This is a genomic window from Sinomicrobium weinanense, from assembly GCF_018863395.1.
GTDB lineage: Bacteria > Bacteroidota > Bacteroidia > Flavobacteriales > Flavobacteriaceae > Sinomicrobium > Sinomicrobium weinanense.
The window spans coordinates 248,252-273,691 of sequence record NZ_JAHKRR010000002.1 but is presented as its reverse complement, the minus strand read 5'-3'; the positions used below and the strand labels follow the sequence as shown (position 1 = coordinate 273,691).

Here is a 25,440-nt window from a genome sequence, read left to right as displayed (position 1 = left end):
GTCTTATGTCTTTCATCTTATCGTCTTGCATCTGTTTTTCATGTATACGGTTCGCAAATCGGATTAAAAGGCATACGATACTCCCAGGCTGGGGACAAAGGCATTGTTCTTATAGGTCCCGCCAAAGGAAACATTCTGCCCGTTCTCCTGGTAGTGGTCATAGGAGGCATCCACTTCGTCAAAATGAACAAAGAGGAAGGCCGCATCTATGGCAAACCTTTCCGATATATTGAAGGTAAGCCCTCCCGTAAAGTTATTGGAGTCGTTACGCGGGGTTTCCGGGGCAAAATACCCGGCCTGTACGGGGGATTCGTCGTAATAATATCCTCCACGGAGTGTAAAGCGCCCGCTGGCGATGTACTGCAGCCCGAACCGGTATACGGAAGAATTCTTGTAATTCCGGGGATTGTGCGAAGCCTGACCATTACTGAAGTAAACATCCAGGGACTCATAAGCATCCCAGTATACCCTGTTGTAGTCGAATGCCACAAGCCATTTGTCATTGATCATATAGGAGGCTCCCACGGCGAGCTCGGCCGGAAGGGGCAGGGTGGCATTGAAGGTTACATTGTCAAAGTTACCGGGTGCTGTGCCCGGAAGGTTCCGGAATTCGGCTTCCCCGTTTTTGGCTTTCATTTTCATCTCGGATTTATAAGTGAGCCCGAGAGTGAGTTTATCGGTGGGGCGGAATGCCATTCCCAGGGAATAGCCCCAGGCAGTAACACCGCTGTCGTCTATGGTAACATTGGCCCTTTCGCCGGCAGCATTGCTCATGGACCGGTTAATGTTCCTGTTGAAGTTGACACTTCCGATAGCGATTATGGGACCGCCTCCAATACTCAGTTTATCATTTATTTTAAAGGAGAAGGTAGGCTGGATGTATATGGATGACAGTTCTATTTTATTAACGAGATGAGACCCTTCCCAATCCCCGGGATATTCCACGCCGCTACCGTAAGGGGTGTAAACGCCGATACCAGCACTCATCCAGTCGTTGATCTTGTAGGCGGCATATACATTAAACGGTGTAGCTACCGGGTTATCTGCTTCCGTACTCCATCCAAATTCGCTGTTTTGAAAGCTGATATTGGCAAAAACGGGGCTTACCCCCACACTTATGGTGATCTTTTTGTCCAGGAATGCTATACCGCCGGGATTGAAGAACACTGATTCCGCACTGTTGATGACCGCTACGCCCGCATGCCCCATGGCAAGCTGTTTCTGCCCCTGTAAGGCAACACGGTAACCACCGGCATAGGAGAAGGTGGTTATGAGTACCGCAACTGCTAAAATGTAAGTTTTTTTCATCATTGTCTATTTCTGTTTTTTGTTTTTGTTGTCCGGATATTTAAGAGTTTATGCGATATTACTTGTTAAATCATTAAAATTGTACAGGCCCGGTACCCATCGGTAGGGGAGTTTTCCGATCGCTTTCGGTTGCCGCGTAGATACCTGTGTTGTGTTTCCACCGGTTCTGCATCCGAAGGTCCTGGTAAATATCACCTGTATTTTACATAGGGAATGAGGTAAAAGCATATACAGGCCTTTAGTCATTCCGGGATATAAGCAAAAATTATGATAAAATATGAAATATGCAATTTTTAAAGCAAAAAATTATGCATGCATAGTATTTTTGACTTAAAATTTAACATTTCAGGAATTGAAGTGTGGTTTCGAAGAACATTTTTGGGCTTTCTGCCTGTACCCAATGGCCCGCATTGTCTATGGTAGATACAGCGGCTTCGGGAAAGTGTTTTTTAATGAGCGGTTCGTCCTGTGGAGTGATGTATTCGGATTTGCCGCCCTTTACGAAAAGTGTTTCTTTATTAAAGACAGCATCTTCGGGAAGTGCTTTGCCTACTTCTTCGATATTGTCATTGAGTGCCGTAAGGTTAAAGCGGAAGGCCAGTTCTTCTTTGTCTTTCCAGTAAATATTTTTGAGCAGGAACTGGCGTATCCCGAGCTCGGGGATATATCTGGAGAGTTGTTCATCGGCTTCTTTACGACTTTTAGTCACATTAAAATCGATAGAAAGCAGGCCGTTGAGTATGGTTTGGTGGTGTACGGGATAATACTTCGGAGAAATATCGGCAACAATAAGTTTTTCTACCATTTCCGGGTAGGTGGTGGCAAACAGCATGGCGGTTTTTCCTCCCATGGAATGCCCGATAAGATCTATTTGGTTTAATTGATGTTCCCGGCAATACCGGTGCAGGTCTTCTACCATGAGTTCATAAGAGAACGCATCGGAATGAAAGCTCCTTCCGTGGTTTCGCTGATCGATGAGGTGTACTTCAAAACCGTTTTGAGCGTATTGGTTCCCCAGGGTTTTCCAGTTGTCTGACATTCCGAGGAATCCGTGAAGGATGATAAGGGGCTTTCCCTGTCCGAGTATTTTGGAGTATAGTTGTTCCATGGTTTTAAAGTTACAGGTTGCAGGTTACAAGTCGCTAAGTAGTAAAAGAACTGGCGAACTCGCAACCGGCAACCCCTATTTAATTTCATACAATACGACTTTATCCTTTTCCCCCTGGGTTACAAATCCGAGGTTTCTTCTGCCGTCCAGGTCCGCCAGGTCTATGGCGGAGGTCCCGTATACCGGAAAATGGCCCAGCAGGAGGGCGTTGCTGTCAAAAAGATATACCTTTTTGGTCTGTATATCTGTTACCGACACATAGATCTTATCGTGAATATAGAAGATCTCCGGCTGGGTATAAATGCCGTAATCGAGTTCGTATTTGTTTTGTTTTATGGTGAGGATATTGTCGGAGAGTGTGGCCAGTGTCCTGGAAGTAGCGTCGATGTGATGGTCTTTGGCGAGACCGAGTTGTCTTTTGTTGAGCCTGCCCTGTTTGTCTACCTGAACGAGGTCGCCGGAGCTGTTGGAGGTGGTGAATTTGCCATTGTAAAAGAACAGTTTGTTTCCGGAAAAGTCAATCTTCCCTTTGACATTGACCCTCTTTTTCCCTGTACGGTGCAAAAGGTGCAGGTTGCCGTTCTCTTCCTGGACGGCAATATAATCGCGGGAACCTGTCCTGATGTGCTCGGGAGGGTTGATAATGGGGCTTTGAGTGCCCTTGAAGTCAAATCCTTTAACCCGTTTTCCCTGGGCATTGAACGGGACTATAATGTTGTTTTGAGTGATGAAAAACCGGTACTTTTTGTTCTTGTCATAGTCAAACACGGCCAGACCTTTGGTAATGGGGCTTTTTACCTTCACCGGAAAGGGAGATACGTCTTTTCCATTCCTGTCCACAATATAAAGGCCGTCGGAAAGGGTAAAGGCCAGTTGTAGCCTTCCGTTCCTGAAAATGTCTACCTGGGCTATCCGGCCTATGATCCTACCGTTCAACTTCTTTTTCCAGAGGACTTTTCCATCGCGGGAGATCAGGTAGAGGTTGTGCTCTACATCCTGCACAACGACTTCCTTTTGTTTGTTCTGGTGATTGGTAACCAGTTGCGGGGGGATCGCCACATCGGCATCGAGGGCAATATTGAATTTCTGGGAAATGCCCGAAGCCGATCTCCGGGAGCCGGGTTTCCGGAGCAGGATGTTGGTATGAGTGTAATTACGGTCTGCGACTCCCTGAACGATCATATACGGAAAATTGTCTGAAACCGAAAAGGAAAGGTCTTTGCCGTAGCCGGAGAATAGTTTTTTCAGGAATAATTCCTTAAACCCGGGAGTCATCCCTACGGCCAGTAAAGAAGAAACATCCGGGAGTTCCTCTGCGATCTTTGTATATGAAGTGCGCTTGTTCAAGGTAGACTTGCTTTGGTATTGTACGATAAGATCCGTAAGTGCATCGACGGTATGGGCCAGGACAATATGGTTTTCTATCGCGGTGTAGAACATCAGTTCTTTTCCTTCCCCAAAGGGAGGCAGGGTTTGCGAAAAGGGGCCTACGGGATCGATCTGGTAAATGTTGTGGTCCCTGAATGTAGTGTTCAGCACGGCAGAAGAAGAAAATGCCTTTTCCGCGACACCGGCATCAAAAGTGTGAAACACCACGGCATCGTATTTTTCCCCGAAGATGATCCCTACTTCGTCGGTAGATGCGAGAAGGTCTCCCACAGGGGATACGGACAGCGAGTCTCCCCGGCTGAAATCAGCAGGAGTAAAGGAAAGTACCCCCCGGGCATTAACCGGGGTGATCCCGATCGTTTTTCTCTCGGCGATTTGTGCCGAAGTGTTTGCGGGCAGGGAATCCGTGTTTGGTATTATACCGCTAAGGAGCAACTCGCCGGGAGACAGTGATAAGTCGAACATGGTCCAGTGGTCCTGCTGAGCGGCATTCCGCTTTCGGGCCGTAGTACTGTCGGTACGGGTAATGTCTTCGGGATGGAACGGATGGTTGCGCAAAAATACGGATGCCTGCTTGTCTTTATCGGCCAGGGCAAATATTTTTCTGAAATTTTCCCTGCCTACCTCGCTTTTTCCAAGGATGCTCTCTTCTATAAGCGGTTCGGAGGAAGAGGATATGAACATACTGTCTACCACTGTGTTAAAGAGTTTGTGTTTTCCGGAAGAGAACTGTTTTATGGCAGTTTTGTTAAGCGACGAGTTTTTCGTATCACCATCTTTTAAAGAGTCGAGTGTGGTGTAGTTCTCCACATCCCGGGAGATATATGTAAAATCGTAAAGGCTGTCGGAAGTGCGGATCACACAAAGCAGGGCTTCGCTTTTTTTGTCCAGGAATCGCAGGGCTTCCAGTTTCCGGGACAGTGCGGGAGGGAGCAGGGCGTTCTCCTGTAAGAAAGTGTTGTTCTTTAATGCGTTAAAAAAAGCCTGCGGGTTGGGGATCTTAACAATGACCGAAGCGTTTTCGGGGATACGGGAAATGAGATCGGAATTTGTTTTCTTCGGGGTGGTACAACTAACCAATACGAGGAAAAGTAGTAAAAAAACGGTTTTTGGTCTCATTCGGATACATTCCATTTTACCTCAGGTTCTTTTTAATAACGTACAACCGGCAAAAACTATTATGCAATCCGGTTGATGATCCTGCCGGGAGAAGAAACTCTCAGAGCTTAAAACGATCCTCTCCCTTTGTGCCCCGGGAGCAGGAGAGGCAAAGACGGGAGCAATACGACCTTATTTTTCTTCTTCTTTTTTCTCCCCGCCTTTTTTCTTTTGATTGTTAAGCGCCTGTTTGATCTGTTTGGCCAGGTTAAAATTCGGAGCCAGTACTATGGCCTGGTCGATGAGTTGTATGGCCTCGTCTATCCTGCTTTTGTCCTCGTTATAGGTAAGCAGGCCTTTTTCGTAGGTCAGTGCAGCCTTCAGGGGTACTTCATAGGGAGGTTTACTTTCGTAAAAAGGCACTTTCATTTCGTCTGTGGCGTTTTCAAGCCCGTAAGCTATGTTTTTTTTGGCTTCATCCAGTTTCCCTATCTGAAGGTTGAGGTTTGCCAGCTCATAGGCAAGGTGGGCATCCGGTTTTCTGTCGAACAGGATCTCATATTGTTGTACGGCCAGTTGCGGCTGATCGAGGGATTTGAGTGAAATGGCCTTGACGTCTACTGCCATATCCGAGGCGGAAGCATCTTTTTCCGTTCCCAGCAGGTTTACAGCCTGGATATATTGCCCTGAATTGGCATATAAATAAGCCAGCGTATCTTTCCGGGCTGCAGAAGGCTCTATAACATACAGGTGTGTAAGTGCATTGATGGCACCGTTTATATCGCCCTGGGTTCTCATTTGCTTGTAGAATGCTTCGTAGTGCTTTTTAAGGTCGCTTTGCCCGTTCACCGTTAACACCGATGAGAAGATGGCCAGAATTAAAAATTTCTTCATTTTATTCGAACGTATTTTTTTAAGGTTTTCAAAACTAAAAAAAATTAGGATTAGAAATGGTATAATTAACTTTAAATAATGGAACCGGTTTCCGGGTATCCCGGTATTCGGGTTTTCGGGTGTTTGGGGATACGGGGACAGACTTAAATAAAGCCTTTGAACGTATATCCCAGTTCTTTCCTGAGTTTTTCCGGGGAAATGATTTTTCCCTTCGAACCGGAAAGTGCAACGAATTGAGGCGGAACCAGTCCCAGTTCGCCTGCTTTTTCGGTGTAATATACTTTTCTTTTGGGGTGGGATGGGAAGACGGCATTGTATACTTTTCCCCATTTCTGCTGCCGTATGATCTCCGGGATAATGCGTATGCAGTCGTCCAGGTGGATGAGGTTTACAGGAGCATCCGGGTTCTTCAACCCTTTCTTTCCGGCCAGGTGATGCACGGGGTGTCTGTCAGGTCCTATAAGTCCGCCAAAACGGAGTATAGTGGTCCTGAATGCGGGGCAGGACTGTAAAAGGGTTTCGGAGGCGAGCAACTGTTTTCCGCTTTCTGTTTCGGGCCTGGGCAGGGTTTCTTCTGTGATCGTGGAATTATCATCCGGATAAATGGCGGTGCTGCTGATAAAGAGCACATGGCGTATGCCGGAATTTTCCAGGACAGGGATGAGGTGTTCTGTTTTCTTTACAAAACTTTCCGGGGTTGTGCCCCTCAATTTCGGAGGAATATTTACAATAACGGTTTCCATATTTTTGAGGAAGGACTTCATATTACCTTCAATGCCACCCTCACCGAGCCGGACCAGGAAAGGCCGGATACCTGCGGAGGCAAGTTCTTCGGTTTTACCCGGTGAAGTGGTGGAACCGTGTACCTGATATCCGTGTTTGATCAACGCTTTGGCCAGGGGAAATCCCAGCCATCCACAGCCCAGAATAGCTATTTTCATTTGAATAGACTTTTTTTAGAAAGTGAGAATGTGAGAAGGTGAGAAAGTGAGAGAAAGTAGAAATACTGTATACCAATCTCTCACCTTCTCACCTTCTCACATTTTCACCCTCTCCAAAAGTAACGGTTTTTTTCACGACAATGGCATCGTTGAGGACAAAAGGCATGGGAATACGGTCTTTGGGTCTGGGCGGAACGGTAAACAGCGGGTTTTCCAGCAGGTCGTTGGAGGCTTCGAAAAGTGTGAGTTCCGGATTTTCATCTGCCGGGATACGAAGGAGTATTTCGGTATAGGCATTGTCCGTGATGTAATGAGAAAAGAGCCGGTCCTTTCTTTTGGGATTCCGGAGGTATTCTTGAGAAAGTGCTACGCCGTTTACTTTACAGGAAATGATATTTTCCGTATCGGAGAACACTTCCAGGCGGGTGACATTTCGTTGCGGGGTAATACATACTTCCAGTTCCCGTTCTGTGCCCCTGAGAGTGTCGTGCACTATATCTACCCGGGGAGGTGGGATATGCTTTACCGTGGCCCCGGCCGTATAGGAAAAACCGGTGTTGTATTTGCTGGCTATGGTCGTTGCGGAAAGGTCTTCCGGTTTTTGCGGGTCCTGCCCGATATAGGCAGAGGTCCATTCGTCCGGTACCTGGTCGTATGTGGCCCAGGATGCTTTGCCTGTGTCCGTGTTGAGAACGTATAACAGGCTGTCTGGTTTGGGGCTGTTTTCGGTAAATCCGGATTGGATATGGGCCGCTATCAGTAATGCCACGGTGAGTACTCCGGCAAACAGGGCCAGTTTGTGTTGTTGTCTGTAAAACCCGAACACGGGGAGTAACAGCCCGAACAGGAGCACGGTAAAGAGCGTAGAGGCGATCATCATTTTTAGCCCGAGTCCTATGGGAAACATCTGTATAAAAGGAGCGAATATCCAGATGGCGGGAACGGTCAGTATGGCCTGGAGCAACAGGTTTGGCCTTTCCTGCCGGATAAGTATCAGCAGCGAGAGCAGGGCCGCATATACCGGGATGATGAAAAAGGAAGCCCCTTTCAGGTAAACGCCCAGTAAACCACAGATAACGATCCATAGAAAAACCGGAAAAATCAGCAGGTTTACCGGCCGGATATGGTGGAATTTGTGATACAGAAAAAAACAAATGGCAATGCTCAGGGCTGTGAATGCTGCGATATAATAATACCCGTTATAGGTAAATCCGTGCAGGATATCGGCATAATCCGGATAGGCCTTTTTTAAAACCGGCCAACTGTAATACCCGATAAGTCCGCACAGAAGCAGAGAAACAACAAAAGGGATGATACCGATGAACACTTCTTTCGGAACAATGCTCTTTTTCCTGATGCCATAGAAGATGAGGAGAATGAAGAGCGCAGCCGCTATGCCCATCATGGGCCATATCCATGAAAAAGGATAGGAGATGAACGAGGTGAACGGGCCGTCGAAAAACACGTAATCCTCGTCGCTTTTGAGGTTGGTAATATCAGCATTGCTGAAATAGTGCAGCAGGGGCATAAGGTAGCTGCCCTGGTGTTCCAGGGTATTACGGTCCAGTCTCTGCTCTGTGTCCAGCGCTGTGTGATAGTCGTAATGATCATCGATAAAGGCAAAATTGAAACCGTCTATATTGCCGTCTTCGCGAAAAACAGTGAGGTCTGTGTCGTTGGGCAGCATTTTATATACGCTATACATAAATGAATTGCTTACCGGGTATCGGGGTTGTGCCCTGGTGAATTCCCGTATCAGCCCGGAATTTCCGCCATTGGTCTCTACCAGCATAAAACCAGGCCCGCCACTGCCCCTGGCCTCGAAGTTCAGAACGAGTTTAACATCCTTCGCCCAGGGATGCTGGTTGACAAAGAGTCTTGCCCCGTTGAGCCCCAGTTCTTCCGCATCGGAAAACAGGATGATGATGTCGTTTTCCGGGGTTTTATTTTCAGGCAGAAAGGCGCGTATTCCCTCCAGGATAGTGGCCACTCCACTGGCGGCATCACTGGCACCGAAAGAAGAGTGCGGGCTGCTGTCGTAATGAGAAAGCAACATCAGGGCATTTCCGTCCCCGCTTCCCTTTATCCGGGCGAGAATATTTCGGGCTTTGCTCAGGTTACCCCAGTTACCGGCGGTATATCCTTCCTGTACTTCGGGTTCCAGTCCCAGTTTTTTCAGTTCCGAAAGGAGGTATTCCCTCACTTCCTTATGGGCCGGCGAGCCTACATAATGCGGTTGTCGGGACATGGCACGGACGAGGATCAGTGCTCTTTCTGCCGAGAAGGTGTTTTCCGGGGCATTTTCCTTGGTGTAGGTATGCGGCATAATGTCGTAGAACGACCAGTAAACGATACCTATAATAAAGAGGAGGGACAGGGTAACGGTATAGCGTTTCATCAATTTGTTTTTTAGGCCCGAAGTCCGGGTTTGGCGGTTTAGTTTGTACAGAATTTCCAGCTACAAAATACGAATATCCGCGGATATGGAGAAATAAGCACTTTATTCCCGGATCGGGCGAGAATATTGCTGTGTTGATGAAATGTTATTTTTAAGGCTTTGTTGATAAAATTACCTTCAAAATTATGTTAATTAATTATAAATCACTAAATTTAGAAAGAACCAAAAATGAGACAACCATGGGAATAAAAAGTTTTCAAGGGGCGAGAGAAGAAATAAAAAGAAGCTACGACCACCCCATAGCCGTAGCAGACCACATGACGAAGAAACTGATTACGTTCACTGCGGAACAGACCCTTCTGGAAGTGATGGAGACCTTTATGAAAAACAAGATCACCGGAGCGCCTGTGGTAGATGAGAAAGGCAGGTTGATCGGGATCATATCAGACAGTGATTGTATGAAACAGATCTCCGAAGGGCGTTATTTCAATATGCCTATTGGCAATATGACGGTCGGAAAATATATGTCAACCGATGTGTTGACCATCAATGGAGATGCCAATATTTTCGATGCTGCAACGCGATTTTACAAAACAAGGCACCGCCGTTTCCCGGTAGTGGAAAACGGGTTTTTAATAGGGCAAATAAGCCGTAAGGATGTAATGCTCGCTGCCCTGAAGATCAGTGGGCATCACTGGCGATAAGGTGAGAAAGTGAGAAGGTGAGAGATGGGGATACAATATTTCTACTTTATCTCACCTTCTCACTTTCTCGCCCTCTCACACTAATCTCTTTTAACGATCATATAAGAGTCATTTTCGAGTGGGAGGTAACCGAGGTCATAGAGAAAATAATATATGGTGCCGCTCCTGGTGGTGTATAAGTGGGTGATATATTCAAAATCGAAACCTTTTTCGAGTAGCCGCATCTTTGTGGTCTTCGTTTTTCCCTTGGGATTGAGTTCGGCCAGTATGCGATAGTTTTTCCGCAGTTTGTTATTGATATTGCGGACAAGGTTTTTGCTGTCTTTGTTCAGCCGGTTGTTGTAGGCATTCCGGCAATGGTCGCTGCAGTATTTCTTATCGGCCCGGCCGGAGATTTTTTGCCTGCATTCCAAACAAGCCCTGGCCATTACTTTACACGTTTGTAATTGAATGTCGCTTCTTCTCCCGATTCCTGAAAAAGCACGTGTATGCTAAGTTCGTTGTCACTTACTTTTTCAAAGGTAATTCCATCAAAAAATGCTTTGTTCTTTTCGATTTTTATCAACCGGAAATCCTCGGACTGGTCTTTTTCTTCCCAGCCTTTCATGTCGTTGTCAAAATGTTTTATGCGTAAGAGGAGGGTAGGTCCTGTCTGGTTTATGGTGCACAGTTCGTAAAATTTTACTTTGTTGTCCGCTACGAGTTTAAAGGAACCCATCATGGAATCCCCGAGCGGGGAGCTCCATATTTCTTCTGCAATTCCTCCCAGGGCTTCTCCTTTCCAGTGACCGGAAATCCAGCTCACATCGGCCAGTGCGGCTTTAGAGGGAATGGTGTTTTCCTGCCACTTCAGGGTTTGTTGTGCATGTAAAAAGGTTATGGGAACGAAGAGCAGAAGTAAAAGTGTTTTCATCTGTGGTTAAAGTTTTCGGTGGTTACTTTTTTGAAAAATGGTGTGGGGATAGGGTAAATATAACAAAAATATCCGGTAGTAAAATAATACGAAACATGCGGAAGGTTTGATGGGAAAATATTTCTGGTATCAGGAATTGATCCTTGCGAAAGCGGCAATTTTCAAAGGGAGGGATTTAAGACACGGTAAGATACAGGTCGGAGAAAAGGAGAAAAAAAGTGTGTAAAATGTACGCAAAAGCCGCTGGTGTATAAAATTTACACGAGAACAGGAGGCACAGGCTGTTGGAAAGTCTACGGAATAACTCCGGGCTACTTGACCACAAGTTTTCTGGTGGATGTATTATCGGTCTCTGTGACCTTGATAATATATATGCCGGAATTCAATATGGAGACATTGAGTGTTTTTCCTGTTATTTTGGTGCGAAGCACTTCTTTTCCCAATACGTCATAAATGGAAATGGCCTTGGGGAGGTTTTTACGGGTATGTATGGCCACGATACCATCGGTGACCGGGTTGGGGAACAGGCGGAAGTCTTCGATATCTTTTTTGTGTTTTACTTTTTGTGAAGGCCTGGATACCAATGCTCTGTAATTCGGATTTCTCGGGGCAGAAGAATCTTTTTCCTGGGCGTATCCCAGGGATATAAAACCAAGTGCTAGAATAAGGAGGTAAAATTTTTTCATTGGCCGCATGTTTGTACAAAGTTATTAAAAAAATATGTTTCTGTTACTAATATTTTGTTAATGGCATAGGATTTTATTCACAAAAAAATGATGCAATTTGTGAATTTCTACAAGATTTAAGTATCGATTTTCGTGCCAGAATAAACGGCTTTGAAAAAAAACCGTCATTACCGGGCCGGTAATGACGGTTTAGTAGGAGATAATTAAGAAAATTCTAAAAACACTTTATTTGGAAGATTTGGGGTAGCAGGCCGTTAGTTGTCCTTTAGTCCAAAATATTTTACGACTTCGTGATAATCCCTTATATTTAAATCCTGTGGAGTTAACTTCCTGATGGCCGAGAATTCAACAGATATAACTTTAATTTGCCTGTAACTTACAGAAGTTTCGTAAGGTTCGTCACTACCAATCTTTAGAGTCACTATTTCAAAGTCATATGTGTTGACATCAGCTTCGTTCTGTCCCAGAGACCAGTTTATTCTGTACTTATTATCCGATCCTTCACCGGAAGCAAAATACCATATTTCCGATTCTTCCAGGGTAGAGTTAAAATATACTAAAGTAAGCCTGTCCAGTAGATTAAGAGAATCCTCTGCCTTGTCGGATACAGATAATTGCAAATTCAGTTTGTGGGTAAATGTTTGATTGTCAAATTTATATAAGATAGCCTCATTGTTGGAAGCAGGTGCTTCAATTTCATTTGGTTCATCATCATTGGAACATCCGACAAATCCAAGGGATATTTGAAGAATGGTAAGATATATAATGAATTTTGTTTTCATGGTAAGTTTTAAAATTGATCTTACCAAGGTAGGGTTAATGAATATTATTAAAGTTAAGGTGAGGTTAATCTTACTTAAAGAAATATTGAACGAAATTTCCAGGTGATTTTAGTAAATATCAATTACGTAAGTAAACATCTCATACGTTTTATCTGTAAGGGGTTATTTTACTTTCAATCTGTTTTTTAGCCACATATAATGTAAAAAGAAGATCCTGGCAAGGAGTAAAGTAAAGAAGATGTGATTTTCAGAATTTAGTGTTGGTCGGTGCGATGAAAAGTATGATCCGGGCGGTTTTTTCAGAACAATACCCAAAACGATGTAAATAGAAAGAGGCTGCCTTTTTTGAAGACAGCCTCAAACCGGATTCATATGTAAAAAACTGTTTGTTAAAACCTATAGCTATATCCTATAGAAAACTCCCTTCCCGGTGCACGGAACGAGAAGTTTTGGTTTTGGGCCCGGAAAGATTCGTACTGGCTTTGCCTGTCGTCATCCAGCAGGTTGTTTACCTTAAGGCTTATTTTAGAGCGTTGTTCTTCGCCTAAGGTCTTAGAGAAATTAAAATTAAGGCTGTTGAACGGCATTGTGTAAACATCGGGATTTAGCCCGGCTGAGCCTACCACTTCCAGGGTTTTGCCCTGAACGTTGTAAAAGAGACCGGTTTCCAGGCCTGTTTCTTCACTTTTATAATTAAGTCCAGCGTTGATCAAATAGGGCGACTGTCCCTGTAGCTCTCTTTTTTCATCGATGGTCTCGCCTTCTTTCAGGAAGTTATTACGGGCTTCGTATTCCTGCGGGGCCATATCGATCTTTGAATCTATCAAAGTAACATTCAGGTTTACGGACAGGTTTTTCAATCCTTCAGTAATAAATCCAAGGTGTTTACGGGCTTCCAGTTCCACCCCGAATACTTCGGCAGAAGGTGAGTTCCGGGGAGTAAAATTGGTCGGTGCCGTATTGTCGTAGGCCACGATCTCTATGGGGTTTTTAAAGTACTTGTAAAACCCGCTGACAGCAAACATCTGGGCGTCGTCGCCAAACAACTCCCACCTCAGGTCTATGTTGTCTATTTCAGTAGGAGCTAAATCCAAATTTCCGATAAACACCAACCCTGTAAGGAGGTCAGAGATCTCAACGAGCGATTTTTCCTTAAAGCTTGGACGAGCAATAGTCCTGGAATATGATCCGCGCAGGTTCATATTATCCTTTAACTCATAAACCAGGTTGGCTGAAGGGAACAGGTCAAAAGCGTCCAGTACTTTTTCATCATCCAGTTTCCTTGTGCCATTGTTGTTTTCCCCGGTAAAAAAATGAGTAAAATATTCCCCTCTTAGCCCAATAACGGCCCTGAGCTTTTCAAAGGGCTTAAACTCTCCCGAAACATAAAAAGCTGCCGTGTTTTGATTGGCATCAAAAGTGTTGGCCGGCTGAAAGTTCCCCCGGATAAAAGAACCTGAATTGGTTTCGGGTGTCCAGATGTTTTCGGGAGCCAGTATGGCATCGGGGTCACCGTTAAAATCAACTGTGTTGATGGCCCGGAATCCGATATCATAACTGTAAATACTGTACTCGCGCTGTTTGTAGCTGTAAAGCCCTCCGAACTTTAAGACGGACTTCCTGTCGAACAGGGAAAAGTTCTTCGTGAAATCCACTTTTCCCACAATATTTGTTTCCACCAGGTCCCTCCAAAGCCGTACCGGATAACCCGCATCAGAACTTATACTGTAAGTATCGTCGTTATTGACAATAAAAGTGGTAAGCCTTGCGTCTTTGTCCTGAACGTTGGCCCGGGTGGGAGACACGCTCCATTCGGTGATAAACGATGCATCTTCATTTGAATGCTTACCGGAAAACAGCAAGTTGGTTACTGAACGTTGCTTGTATTCCAGATAATGCTTAAACACATTGATGGAGTTAGAAACCTGTGTGCTCTGATCATAGAAAGAGGCCTGGCTTTCACCGTTTTGAAGGTGCAGGATGTTAAAACGGTATTTAGACTTTTCTGTTTTATAGGAAAGTCCGGCCAATCCGGAAAGCAATACATTGTTTATTCCCAGGTCGCCTATTCTTCTGCGGTCGTATCGCAATTCATACTTATCCGGCTCGCTCCATTTTTGATATACGCCTTCGTCAAAACCTTCATAAAAAGAAGTTGTGTTTTTATAATCCAATGAGGCGATAAGACCTAATTTATTGCCGTTACTTCCTACGTCAAACTGATTCCCGTAGCTGAAACTGAGACTAAAATTAGGCATTGAATTTTTCCGCTGTGCGGCCATATTGGGATCGAAGGAGCGGGTAATGCCTTCCAGAGTACCGTTATCGGAAGGAGGTAACGGCACATTGGCCGTTGATGAAATGGGTAATTTCCGGGTACCATCGTCAAAGCCCAAAAAATCTGTTCCTCCACCTTCGTAGCTCAGGTAATTGTCCTTAAAATGCATATCGGGATTAAAACCGCCCGATACGGAAAAGGACATTTGTTTGGACGAAGGAAAATCTTTGGTAACGATGTTTACCACTCCTCCGGTAAAGTCGGCCGGAAGTTCGGCAGAGGCCGATTTCAACACGATAAGGTTTTCCAGGATATTGGTAGGAAAAATGTCCATTTGTACCGTGTTTTTGTCCGGGTCGAGCCCGGGGATATCCATTCCGTTGAGGATGGATTTCGTATAACGGTCGCCCAAACCACGTACATATACATACTTACCATCCTGTACCGATACACCGGGAACCCGTTTTACGGCCGATGCAATATCGCTGGCCCCGGTTTTTTTGATCCCTTCCGAGGAAAGTCCGTCCAAAAGGGTCACGGAGTTCTTCTGAAGATTGAGCACCGAAGCCTCGGTGTTTTTCCGGGTTGTTGTGGTTACTACCACCTCGTCCAGGCTGGTCGAAGATGGTTTTAGGGTAATGTTCAGTTCCACAGTTTGGCCTGGAGTTACCTCAATCCCGGTAATTTCCTTGGTTTCATAGCCTAAAAATGAAAATACCAAAGTCTGGGTCCCTGCTTCGATCTCCAGGGAATAAAGTCCGTCAAAATCGGAAGTAGCTCCATTAGTGGTACCCTTTAATACAACATTGGCAAAAGGCAGCACATCATTAAATTCACCATCCATTATTTTTCCGGTAACCGTACCCGTATCTGATTGGGCAAATAAAAATTGCCCTGTAACAGAAATAATAACTACTAAAAAAAATTTCTTTAACATCGTGTCAAAAGGTAATTATGGTTTTTCTTTAATTAAACAAAATGCCCAAGGGAGAATATATACCCCTTGGACATTCCGTACTGAACACTTAGATTTTCAGTATTCGGTTTGTTTTTTTAGAACTCAACTCCCATACCAGAAGCATATGTCCAGTCAAATACAGAAGTGTTGGCTCCCACAGTTCCTGTTTCAACACCCTTGGCGTTGTCAGTGAATTTCTCTGCGGTTATTTCCATATCGATTTCCTTATCAGGATCGTTGGGATCTGGTTTTTTACCTACAATAATATCTGCTATGGCCGCTCCTTCGGGCAATACTATTTCCCAGTTAGAGAAAATAATATTGTCATTGGCCAATTCGTCACGGGAGTCTTCACCGTTGATCTTAACAGTAGCGCTCTCTCCAAAACCGTAAGCAAATACATTTTCGAGATTAACCAGCAGGCCATCTCTTAGATCTGCATACTTGCTGGATGTGCCGGCACCTACCAGAGTAATGTTTTTGAGGGTGTGCTGTTGGGCAGGGTTCGGATGCTTGGTTGTTCCGGCAGGTCCGTCCATTTCAAGTCCGGTTCCGGATTCGGAGCCCATGATCACTACTCCGTTGTCCAGGGTTCCGCTCCAGCCTTCGTCGGTATCAAAACCGTCATCTCCCTGGGCCCAGACCAGGGCATTGGTTACATTTACAGTTCCTCCGAACCATTCGATACCATCGTCCTGGTTGGCCACTACTTCTATGTTTTCTATTGTGGTGCCACTACCTACGCCACCGAGGGTAAGACCGTTTATTTCGTTGTCCTGCCCGATAGTAATACCACCATGACGAATGGAGATATACTTAAGTGAACCAGAATTATCTTCGGGATCAGTACCTCCGTACTTACCGAAAGTTTCGGAAGGCGGAATACCTTCTATCTGACCGGTTTGGGAATCACCGGAGAAAGAAATAGGCGCTTTCCCCAGGACGATAACACCACCCCAGAGCCCTATATCGTTTTGATCCAGGTTGGAGCCGCTCAATTCGCCGGGCTGGATGTTGTCGGCTTCGGCAGTGAAGATAATAGGATCGTTTGCAGTACCTTCGGCCATCAGTTTTCCTCCCTGGTCCACGACCAGTGCAGAGGCCTGGGATTCCTGGCCGGGCTTACCTTTTATAATGGTACCGGGGTCTATGGTAAGGGTTACACCCTCATCTACCACCACTTTACCTTCCAGCAGGTATACCTTATCGGCAGTCCAGTGCTCATCTTCTGTAAGAATACCACTTTTTTCAACGCTGTTTCCATCGTCTCCATTATCATCATCTATTGGTCCATTATTGTTGTCATCACCAGAACATGCCGTGATAAACACTGCTAACAAAGCAATAATTGGTAAAAAATTGATTTTCTTCATCTTAATTTTAGTTTAATTGATTTTTTTGCGCTTTTCGAAACAATTGTTTTCGGTATGTGTTTTGATTTGTTCTGCCGCAAAGAAAGGGGGGCATTGTAAAGATGGTGTTACTTACAAATTAAATGTACGTAACCTTGATGTTACTTTTATGTTACCACATTAAAAGAATGTTAACCGCTTTAACTTTTTAATATTATCTTTACTTTTGGCATGAATAACACCACATAAATTAACATTGAGATGAAAAAACGAGACATCCGGATTTTATTGGTAGACGATGAACCGGATATTCTGGAAATCGTTGGCTATAACCTTTCTGCCGAAGGGTATAACGTATCTACAGCGGGCAACGGTATAGAGGCTATTGCCAAAGCCAAAAAGGAACGTCCGCACCTGGTGATCCTCGACGTAATGATGCCCGAAATGGACGGCATAGAGGCCTGCGAGCAACTTCGCAAGGTGCCGGAACTCTCCAACACCGTCATTACCTTTTTGACTGCCCGGGGCGAAGACTATTCACAGGTAGCAGGTTTTGATGCGGGGGCGGACGACTATATAACCAAGCCCATAAAGCCCAAGGTACTTCTCAGCAAGGTCAAAGCCCTTCTTCGCAGGTTGAAAGACCAGCAGGAACCCGAAGAAACCGTGGTAAAAGTGGGGGATATTACCATAAACCGGGACGAGTATAAGATCGTGCAAAAAGGCAATGAGATCATACTGCCCCGGAAGGAATTCGAACTGTTGTCCCTGCTTGCTTCCAGGCCCGGAAAGGTCTTTAAGCGCGAAGAGATACTGGACAAGGTCTGGGGGAACGAGGTCATTGTAGGCGGCCGTACCATAGACGTTCACATCCGGAAACTCCGCGAAAAGATCGGTGACGACCACTTCAATACGGTAAAAGGAGTGGGGTATAAGTTTGTCCTGTAATTTTAATGCCATAATGCATTAAAGATCGAAGTCAAAAAACGAATAATTTCTCCCCCTTAGGGGGAGATGCCGAAGGCAGAAGGGGACCTTCCGGGCAGTCTCACTAACATTTTATATTACTTGAACATCACACAGAGATCCCCTTTCCCCACCGAGAACAGGCCCCTCGAAACCGGCTTTAAACCATATTTTTTCCGTTTCTTTGCGGGGAAGAAACGAACAATTCTTTGAGATGCCTGCAAAACTGAAAAAATCCTATAAGTTCGCACTGCGTTCTTCGCTGTATATCACCATAATTTCCGGGACTTTTGTCATACTGTTATTGTATTTGTTTTCCGCTCTGGCACCGATAGAGATATACTGGAAGGTATTGCCGGTCTTTGCCGTGGTGAATTTTGCCCTCTGTTTTTTTATCATCCAGTTCCGTGTGGAGCGGTTTATCTATAAAAGGGTGAAAAAGATCTATGACGATGTTTCCCTGCTGGAATCCACTTCCTTTCACCAGCACCCTATCACTACCGATATGGCGACACTTACCCGTGAAATAGAGAAATTTGCCCAGGATAAAAAACTGGAGATCGAGACCCTGAAAGTACGGGAAACCTACCGGAAGGAGTTTTTGGGCAACGTATCGCACGAACTGAAAACCCCGTTGTTTACCGTGCAGGGTTATATCCTTACACTGCTGGACGGCGCCATCAAGGACAAGGCCGTACGAAAAAAATACCTGCAACGGGCGGCTAAAGGGGTGGAAAGGCTGATCTATATTGTCCGCGACCTCGATATGATCACCAAACTGGAAGTAGGGGACCTTCACCTGGACCACGAAGAGTTCAACATCGTGGAAGTCGTCGAAAATTCTTTTGACCTGCTGGAAATGAAAGCCGCGAAAAAGAACATTACTTTAACTTTCGATATGGCCTATGAAGCCCCCATTATGGTCCGGGCCGATAAAGAACGTATACAGCAGGTAGTGACCAACCTTGTGGTCAACTCGATAAAATACGGCAAGTTGGACGGTACTACGGAAGTTAGTATCGAAAACCTGATAAAGAACAAGGTCATTGTCAGGGTTACAGACAATGGGGAAGGCATCGAAAAACAACATATTTCCCGCCTGTTCGAACGCTTTTTCCGGGTAGACAAGAGCGGTAGCAGAAAAGAAGGAGGCTCCGGGCTGGGACTCTCCATCGTAAAGCACATCATAGAAGCGCATAACGAAAAGATATATGTGGAAAGCGTTTACGGCATAGGATCTGAATTTTCCTTTACCCTGGAAAAGGTGGAAGATAGTGAGGCCATAAGGTAGTCCCCTCTGCCTGCGGCATCTCCCCAAAGGGGAGAATTTTAATCTTTTTACACCGGGAGAGTGTAAATGTAATAATGTTTAAAAGATAACTTTCTCCCCCCTCGGGGGAGATGCCGAAGGCAGAGGGGGATCGTTTCTATAAAACTTCCGGACTTTCCTGTGGTGCCCGGAACACTTCAAACAATTCCTCAAAATTAAACCGGTTGACCGGAATTTCCGGTAGCCCCTCATAGTTTTCTACCTCCGACAGCATCTGAATACGAAAATCCTTCTGAGGGACATAGGGCAACATGCCGTTTTTCTTCAGGCGTTTGGCCAGGTATTCCTGTTCGTATTGTCCCGGTGTAGGGATAAAAAAGGCCTTTTTCCGGAGGTTGACCAGGTCCATAATGGTCGTATAGCCCGACCTGGACAATACCAGGGCACTTTGGTTCAGTGCGGTTTCCAGTTCTTCCGAACGCATAAAGTTATAGATGGTGGTATTGCCTTTTTTCTGAATATTCTGGGTGTTTTCGATCTCTCCTCTTACAAAAAGGATAGTGCCATGGTAGTTTTGTATTTCCTTTAAGATCTTGTTTTCCAACAGGGTCCGTTGCGGTTCCGGCCCCGACAGGATGATGGCCAGGTCGTAGACGATTTCCAACTCCTTTTTTTGCAAACGGCTCAGGGGCCCGATGTATTTTACCGGAATATTTTCCTTTTTCAGGTGTCCCAGTTTTCCGCTCAGGTTGGGTTTTCCTTCGGCATCGGGGATCCAGCACTGGTCGAATTTCCGGATGAATTTCCGGTGAACCTTTGAACTGAGCCAGGAAGTACTCCCGGTAAGGACATTGAGTTGATGCGTAATGAATACCGAAGGTATTTTCTTGTGGTATACACCCAGCCGGTTATCAGAGATAATACCGTCGATCTGCCGTTCCTTTACGATCTTTTTGATCAGCCTTTTTTCGCGCCTGATGGCCTTGATCATTTTTGGGGAGTCCCATATCATTTTCAGTTTGAAATACTTTCCTTCCCTGGCATATTCGATCTGGTAAGAAGGCAGGTAGATGCTTTCCACCCCGGGAAACTCCTTTTTCAGCAGTTCCAAGGCAATACCATCGGAGGCAATAACAGGGCTAAAGCCGTTTTCCTGAAGGGCCCGTATCACAGGAATACACCTGGTGGCATGACCCAAGCCCCAGTTCAGGGGGGCGACGAGTATCCGGTAATTCATGCTTGCAAAATAAGAATTTCTTTAACAGATAAATATTTCCTTAATTTTGCCAAAAAATTAAATAATTGTTGTGGGTAGCAAAAACAAGCTAAAGCGGTTTCGGGAGAACGAAACTTTTTCCAATGTTATTCAACCGGAACGGGACGAAGTCATTTCGGGAGGGTTCATTCTCAGGGGCAGGTGGAGAACGGATTTTTTTAAGAACAATAACCCCGTTGTACTCGAACTCGGATGTGGCAAGGGCGAATATGCCGTAAACCTGGCCCGGAAACATCCGGACAAAAATTTTATCGGGGTAGACATCAAGGGCGCCCGTTTCTGGAGAGGGGCCAAGACCGCCCTGGAAGAAAATCTGGACAATGTGGCCTTTTTACGTACCCAGATAGAACTTATCGATCTCTTTTTCGAAAAAGATGAGGTTGATGAAATATGGATCACCTTTCCCGACCCGCAGATCAAATACAAGAGAACCAAACATCGGCTTACCAATGCCGGTTTTCTCACCAAATATAAAAAGATACTGAAAGAAGACGGTGTGGTTCATCTCAAGACCGACAGTGAGTTTATGCACGGTTATACCCTGGGATTGCTGCACGGACTTGGTTGTGAAGTGCTCTATGCCCATCACGATGTATACGGCAATGAATATTCTCCGGAAGAAGTGACAGGTATCCAGACTTTCTACGAAAAACAGTATCTTGAGCAACAAAAACCGATAACCTATATAAAATTCAGGCCGTAAGCCTGTATAACCAACCGGAAATGACACATGTAGTGATACTGTTCTTTGCCACCTTTTCGGCAGCCACGATGGGCGTTCTGCTCCCGGGATTGGTGAATATGACGGCCGCAAAGACCAGTGCCCAGAAAGGGAGAACAAACGGTATATTGTTTGCTATTGGGGCCTCCCTGGTGGTGATCGGACAGGCCTATATAGGGGTGCTGATATCCAAATACCTGTACAGAAATACCCACATCATCGATATTTTACTGAAGATCGCTGTGATCGTCTTTGCCTTTTTTGCTATTTATTTTTTTGTGGCAGGCAGAAAAAGGAAAGAAAAGAAAATGCGTTCGGTCTATGTGAGCAAGCGAAAGAGTTTTTTCAAGGGAATGCTGCTCTCCGCACTTAATATGTTGCCCATACCGTATTTTTGCGGGATCAATGCCGCCTGGAATGTTTCTGGCTGGATAAAGTTCGAATTGACCGATATCCTTATCTTTATCCTCGCTGCCGGGCTCGGCACCTTTACCACACTGTATATCTATGTGGTGTATTTTAACAAAATGCAGGACAAAACGGAAAGGTTTACCAAGTATTCCGATTACATACTCAGCGCATTAATGCTGGTCCTGGTGATCATCACCCTGATTCGCATCTTTTACAGCGAATTGGGGAGAGGTTGATGGAATTGTGTTGAAGGGACACCCCCCTGCCCCCCTCAAGGGGGGAGCTGTTACGTTATTAAAAAAGGATTTCCCTCTTAGGGGGAGCTGAAAAGTTCATAAACCAAAAAAAACTGAAACCTGCCCTTCGGCTCTGCTCAGGGACCAAAACCCTGCAACCTTGAACATTAAACTTTAAACCTTGAATCTTAAACTTTGAACCCAAAACCCGAAAATCAGAATTTTTTTGAAAAAGTATACGCCGTAGCCCGGGAAATACCCTACGGGAGAGTTACTTCCTACGGAGCCATAGCCCGTTATCTCGGCGCAGCACGGTCCGCACGGATGGTAGGTTGGGCCATGAATGCCTGCGGCGGGCGCGAAGATGTACCCGCACACCGCGTGGTCAACCGCCAGGGACTACTTACCGGAAAACACCACTTCAGCGGAACCAACCTCATGCAGCAGCTCCTGGAAAGCGAAGGGGTAAAAGTAAAAGACAACCGTATTCTCGATTTTGACAAGCTGTTCTGGGACCCTTCCAAAGCGTTGTAGTTCTGGGATTGATAAAATTGTAGTCCCCTCTGCCTTTGGCATCTCCCCTAAGGGGAGAGGTTTTATTCTTTTATACCACAATGGAGAATAAATAAAGTAGATAACAATATTTAAAAGATAACTTTCTCCCCCTCTTCGGGGGAGATGCCGAAGGCAGAGGGGGACCGTTCCCAAAAACATCATCTCAGAAAATAAGGAATCCCTATCCCGTGATTGAGCATTTCTATCCAAGGGTTTTAAAATATGGAAGCGAAACCTTATCTTTGTAATTTAGAATGAATTTAATTTAGAACGAATCTATACTACATGAAGTTAGATAAAAAGGAAATATTAAAGGCACTGGAAACCATAACCGTACCCGGAGAAGGCAAAAACATGGTAGAGAGCGGGGCTGTCACCAATGTAATGACCTTTGGCGACGAAGTTGTGGTAGACGTCACTATAAAGAACCCCAGCCTGCAGGCCCGGAAGAAAACCGAGGTGGAGATCCTGAAAGCCATTCACAACGAAGTGTATGAAAAGGCAAAGATAAAGGTGAATATCAATGTAGATGCCCCGGAGAAAAAACCTCAGATCAAGGGAAAGGCCATTCCCGGCATAAAGAATATCATCGCGGTAGCTTCGGGAAAAGGGGGTGTAGGAAAGTCTACCATTACGGTAAACCTGGCCGTTACACTGGCCAAAATGGGATTTAATGTAGGCCTGCTCGATGCCGATATTTACGGTCCGTCGGCGCCGATAATGCTCGATGTGGAAAGGGAAAGACCACTGGCCGTGAAAGTAGATGGCAAATCGAAAATGAAACCCGTGGAAAACTATGGGGTCAAGGTACTGTCTATCGGTTTCTTTACGCAGCCCAACCAGGCCGTGATATGGAGGGGGCCTATGGCTTCCAAGGCATTGAACCAGATGATCTTCGATGCCGCCTGGGGTGAGCTCGATTTTCTGCTGGTAGACCTTCCTCCGGGAACCGGGGATATACACCTGAGTATTATGCAATCCCTGCCCGTAACCGGGGCAGTGGTGGTAAGTACTCCGCAAAATGTGGCCCTGGCCGATGCCCGGAAAGGTGTGGCCATGTTCCAGCAGGAAAGCATCCGGGTGCCCGTACTGGGTATCATAGAAAACATGGCTTACTTTACCCCCGAAGAATTGCCGGAAAACAAATATTATATTTTTGGCAAGGAAGGCGCGAAAAACCTTTCGGAAGACCTCGATGTGCCCTTCCTGGGAGAAATACCGCTGATACAGAGCATCCGGGAAGCCGGTGACGTAGGCCGGCCCGCAGCATTGCAAACCGCAACTCCGCTGGAAGAGGCCTTTGAAGAACTTACCAGGAATATAGTACAGGAAGTGGTAGACCGGAATGAAAACCTGCCACCTACCGAAGCTATAAAAATAACCACTATGGCCGGTTGTTCGGCCGTTAAAAAGAAATGAAGAAAGTAGTCGGGAGCCGTGTTAAGTGTTATAGGGGCTGAAATCCGGTCACTGCCAATGCTTAACCCATATGTCCGATGCATAACCCAATAGAAAAAATGACAAAAGAAGAATTGCAAATTAACGTAGAAAAAGCCTTGGAAGAGATCCGCCCGTTCCTGGAAAGTGACGGCGGTAACATATCCTTAGTTTCCATAGATGACGGCAAGCTGGTCAGGGTACGTCTGGAAGGTGCCTGCACGGATTGCCATGTAAATCACATGACACTCAAGGCAGGGGTGGAGACCACGATCAAGAAATACGCTCCCCAGATAGAACAGGTTGTTGGTGTGAGTTAAGGTCTTATAGGGCTCTTTCGATGCTCTCCCTGTTCATTGCGAACCGGGGGAAAGGATTTGTATTGCCTGTAAATTCCGATTGTTTTTCACACCATTGGGGAGTGCGTTACAAGGCTGAAAATAATTAGTGTATTCGTCGCGTCCATAAAAGTAAACAGCCCTTAAAGCATAGAATCTAAGCGTATAATTCAAAAAAATGATCAAAACAGATATACTTATCATCGGTGCCGGCCCTACGGGATTGTTCGCGGTCTTCGAAGCGGGCCTGCTAAAACTCAAATGCCATATTATCGATGCCCTGCCGCAACCCGGCGGACAGTTGTCGGAAATATATCCCAAGAAACCCATATACGATATTCCCGGATTCCCGGAAGTTCTTGCCGGGGGCCTTGTGGATAACCTGATGAACCAGATCAAGGCTTTTGAACCCGGTTTTACCCTGGGCGAACGGGCAGAAACCATCGAAAAGCTGGACGATGGCAGTTTTATCGTCACCACCAATAAAGGGACCAAACACCACGCCCCCGTCATAGCCATTGCAGGCGGACTGGGGAGCTTTGAACCGAGAAAACCCCCGTTAAACAACATAGACCTGTACGAGGACAAAGGAATTGCTTATTTTATCAAGAACCCGGAAATATATCGCGATAAAAAAGTGGTCATTGCCGGGGGAGGAGACTCTGCCCTGGACTGGACCATATACCTGGCCGATGTGGCTTCAGAAGTGACCCTGATACACCGAAGGAACGAATTCCGGGGCGCATTGGATTCCGTAGAAAAGGCCCAGGAACTCAGGAAACTCGGAAAGATCAACCTCATTACACCTGCCGAAGTAACCGAACTGCATGGTGATGAAAAGCTGGAAGCCCTTACGGTAAGCCGCAACGGGATTGAAGAAAGGCTGGAAACCGACCATTTTATCCCGCTCTTCGGCCTCGCACCGAAACTCGGCCCCATGGCAAACTGGGGGCTCGAGATCGAAAAGAACGCTATAAAAGTGAACAATGCCCTGGATTACCAGACCAATATTCCCGGAATTTTCGCCATAGGCGATGTGAATACCTACCCGGGAAAACTGAAACTCATCCTGTGCGGGTTTCACGAAGCCACCCTGATGTGCCAGAGCGCTTTCCAGATCGTCAACCCCGGCAAAAAATACGTGATGAAATACACAACCGTAAGTGGTGTGGATGGTTTTGACGGAAGCCGGAAAGAAGCTCCGAAAGCAGTGATCAAGTCCATAGAATAAAATTTATATTAACCTGCGTTTACAGGAATTTACGAGGCTGTCTCAAAGGCAATATTCCATCATGCTGATTTGTTTCAGCATCCCATCACGCAGATTTACAATCGTTATGGGAATCTGAAACAAAGTCTGTCCCGATACATAGGGGTTGAGGTTGACAGAATGTTGCTTTTGAGACAGCTTTCTTTTTATT

Annotated in this window: 22 protein-coding genes; 9 read left to right on the top strand and 13 right to left on the bottom strand. The window is 45.6% G+C overall.

Translation table 11 applies throughout. The features are described 5' to 3' along the window. Positions 1 to 63: 63 nt before the first annotated feature. From KN811_RS06790 to KN811_RS06765, 6 genes are all read right to left on the bottom strand, one after another. Positions 64 to 1,308: an OmpP1/FadL family transporter gene (locus KN811_RS06790; RefSeq protein ID WP_187967095.1), complete on the bottom strand. Its 1,245-nt coding sequence runs from the start codon at positions 1,306 to 1,308 to the stop codon at positions 64 to 66. Between the two features lie 337 nt (positions 1,309 to 1,645). Continuing rightward, complete coding sequence (locus KN811_RS06785; protein ID WP_187967084.1) at positions 1,646 to 2,416, bottom strand: alpha/beta fold hydrolase; 771 nt, start codon at positions 2,414 to 2,416, stop codon at positions 1,646 to 1,648. A 75-nt stretch (positions 2,417 to 2,491) separates the two neighbouring features. Next, the gene (locus tag KN811_RS06780) at positions 2,492 to 4,924 is read right to left on the bottom strand and encodes a hypothetical protein (protein ID WP_187967085.1); all 2,433 of its coding nucleotides are present in this window, start codon (positions 4,922 to 4,924) and stop codon (positions 2,492 to 2,494) included. A 171-nt stretch (positions 4,925 to 5,095) separates the two neighbouring features. Then, the gene (locus KN811_RS06775; protein ID WP_187967086.1) at positions 5,096 to 5,797 is read right to left on the bottom strand and encodes a tetratricopeptide repeat protein; all 702 of its coding nucleotides are present in this window, start codon (positions 5,795 to 5,797) and stop codon (positions 5,096 to 5,098) included. Positions 5,798 to 5,940: 143 nt separating this feature from the next. Continuing rightward, positions 5,941 to 6,738 carry an SDR family oxidoreductase gene (locus KN811_RS06770; protein WP_187967087.1) on the bottom strand — a complete coding sequence of 266 codons (798 nt, stop codon included), beginning with the start codon at positions 6,736 to 6,738 and terminating at the stop codon, positions 5,941 to 5,943. Positions 6,739 to 6,826: 88 nt separating this feature from the next. Beyond that, entirely contained in the window at positions 6,827 to 9,136 is a 2,310-nt protein-coding gene (locus KN811_RS06765) for a M28 family peptidase (protein ID WP_187967088.1), read from the bottom strand. A gap of 239 nt (positions 9,137 to 9,375) precedes the next feature. On the opposite strand from KN811_RS06765, the gene KN811_RS06760 reads away from it, so the two are divergent. Then, positions 9,376 to 9,840, top strand: coding sequence for a CBS domain-containing protein (locus KN811_RS06760; RefSeq protein WP_187967089.1), 465 nt, complete (start codon positions 9,376 to 9,378; stop codon positions 9,838 to 9,840). Positions 9,841 to 9,920: 80 nt separating this feature from the next. On the opposite strand, the gene KN811_RS06755 is transcribed toward KN811_RS06760, so the two are convergent. The 6 genes from KN811_RS06755 to KN811_RS06730 form a co-directional block, all read right to left on the bottom strand. After that, positions 9,921 to 10,268, bottom strand: a complete 348-nt coding sequence (locus KN811_RS06755) for a hypothetical protein (RefSeq protein ID WP_187967090.1) — start codon at positions 10,266 to 10,268, stop codon at positions 9,921 to 9,923. Continuing rightward, positions 10,268 to 10,753, bottom strand: a complete 486-nt coding sequence (locus KN811_RS06750; protein ID WP_187967091.1) for a DUF6265 family protein — start codon at positions 10,751 to 10,753, stop codon at positions 10,268 to 10,270. Before KN811_RS06750 ends, KN811_RS06755 begins: the two co-directional genes overlap by 1 nt. A 311-nt stretch (positions 10,754 to 11,064) precedes the next feature. Further along, on the bottom strand, positions 11,065 to 11,439 hold the full coding sequence (locus tag KN811_RS06745) for a T9SS type A sorting domain-containing protein (protein ID WP_187967092.1): 375 nt from the start codon (positions 11,437 to 11,439) through the stop codon (positions 11,065 to 11,067). Positions 11,440 to 11,693: 254 nt separating this feature from the next. Next, a complete protein-coding gene (locus tag KN811_RS06740; RefSeq protein WP_187967093.1) occupies positions 11,694 to 12,221 on the bottom strand; it encodes a hypothetical protein in 528 nt (175 codons plus the stop codon). Positions 12,222 to 12,610: 389 nt separating this feature from the next. Continuing rightward, entirely contained in the window at positions 12,611 to 15,436 is a 2,826-nt protein-coding gene (locus tag KN811_RS06735) for a TonB-dependent receptor (protein ID WP_216334737.1), read from the bottom strand. Between the two features lie 116 nt (positions 15,437 to 15,552). Further along, a complete protein-coding gene (locus KN811_RS06730) occupies positions 15,553 to 16,830 on the bottom strand; it encodes a hypothetical protein (protein ID WP_187966547.1) in 1,278 nt (425 codons plus the stop codon). Positions 16,831 to 17,070: 240 nt separating this feature from the next. Between KN811_RS06730 and KN811_RS06725 the strand changes: the two genes are divergently transcribed. Continuing rightward, the gene (locus tag KN811_RS06725) at positions 17,071 to 17,757 is read left to right on the top strand and encodes a response regulator transcription factor (RefSeq protein WP_187966548.1); all 687 of its coding nucleotides are present in this window, start codon (positions 17,071 to 17,073) and stop codon (positions 17,755 to 17,757) included. Positions 17,758 to 17,989: 232 nt separating this feature from the next. After that, positions 17,990 to 19,066 carry a sensor histidine kinase gene (locus KN811_RS06720; protein WP_187966549.1) on the top strand — a complete coding sequence of 359 codons (1,077 nt, stop codon included), beginning with the start codon at positions 17,990 to 17,992 and terminating at the stop codon, positions 19,064 to 19,066. A gap of 136 nt (positions 19,067 to 19,202) precedes the next feature. Here the strand turns inward: KN811_RS06720 and KN811_RS06715 are convergent, their stop codons facing one another. Beyond that, a complete protein-coding gene (locus tag KN811_RS06715; protein ID WP_187966550.1) occupies positions 19,203 to 20,282 on the bottom strand; it encodes a glycosyltransferase in 1,080 nt (359 codons plus the stop codon). 70 nt (positions 20,283 to 20,352) lie between these two features. Here KN811_RS06715 and trmB point away from each other — a divergent pair, with 70 nt between their 5' ends. The 6 genes from trmB (at position 20,353) to KN811_RS06685 (ending at position 25,250) form a co-directional block, all read left to right on the top strand. Further along, positions 20,353 to 21,024, top strand: coding sequence for a tRNA (guanosine(46)-N7)-methyltransferase TrmB (trmB, locus tag KN811_RS06710; RefSeq protein ID WP_187966551.1), 672 nt, complete (start codon positions 20,353 to 20,355; stop codon positions 21,022 to 21,024). 20 nt (positions 21,025 to 21,044) lie between these two features. After that, on the top strand, positions 21,045 to 21,689 hold the full coding sequence (locus tag KN811_RS06705; RefSeq protein WP_187966552.1) for a LysE family transporter: 645 nt from the start codon (positions 21,045 to 21,047) through the stop codon (positions 21,687 to 21,689). A gap of 195 nt (positions 21,690 to 21,884) precedes the next feature. Next, entirely contained in the window at positions 21,885 to 22,223 is a 339-nt protein-coding gene (locus KN811_RS06700; protein WP_187966553.1) for an MGMT family protein, read from the top strand. A 306-nt stretch (positions 22,224 to 22,529) separates the two neighbouring features. Then, positions 22,530 to 23,663 (top strand): Mrp/NBP35 family ATP-binding protein, encoded by a 1,134-nt coding sequence (locus KN811_RS06695; protein WP_187966554.1) that lies wholly within the window; start codon positions 22,530 to 22,532, stop codon positions 23,661 to 23,663. A 98-nt stretch (positions 23,664 to 23,761) separates the two neighbouring features. Next, the gene (locus tag KN811_RS06690; RefSeq protein ID WP_187966566.1) at positions 23,762 to 24,001 is read left to right on the top strand and encodes a NifU family protein; all 240 of its coding nucleotides are present in this window, start codon (positions 23,762 to 23,764) and stop codon (positions 23,999 to 24,001) included. Positions 24,002 to 24,197: 196 nt separating this feature from the next. Next, positions 24,198 to 25,250 (top strand): NAD(P)/FAD-dependent oxidoreductase, encoded by a 1,053-nt coding sequence (locus KN811_RS06685; RefSeq protein WP_187966555.1) that lies wholly within the window; start codon positions 24,198 to 24,200, stop codon positions 25,248 to 25,250. Positions 25,251 to 25,440: the final 190 nt, after the last annotated feature.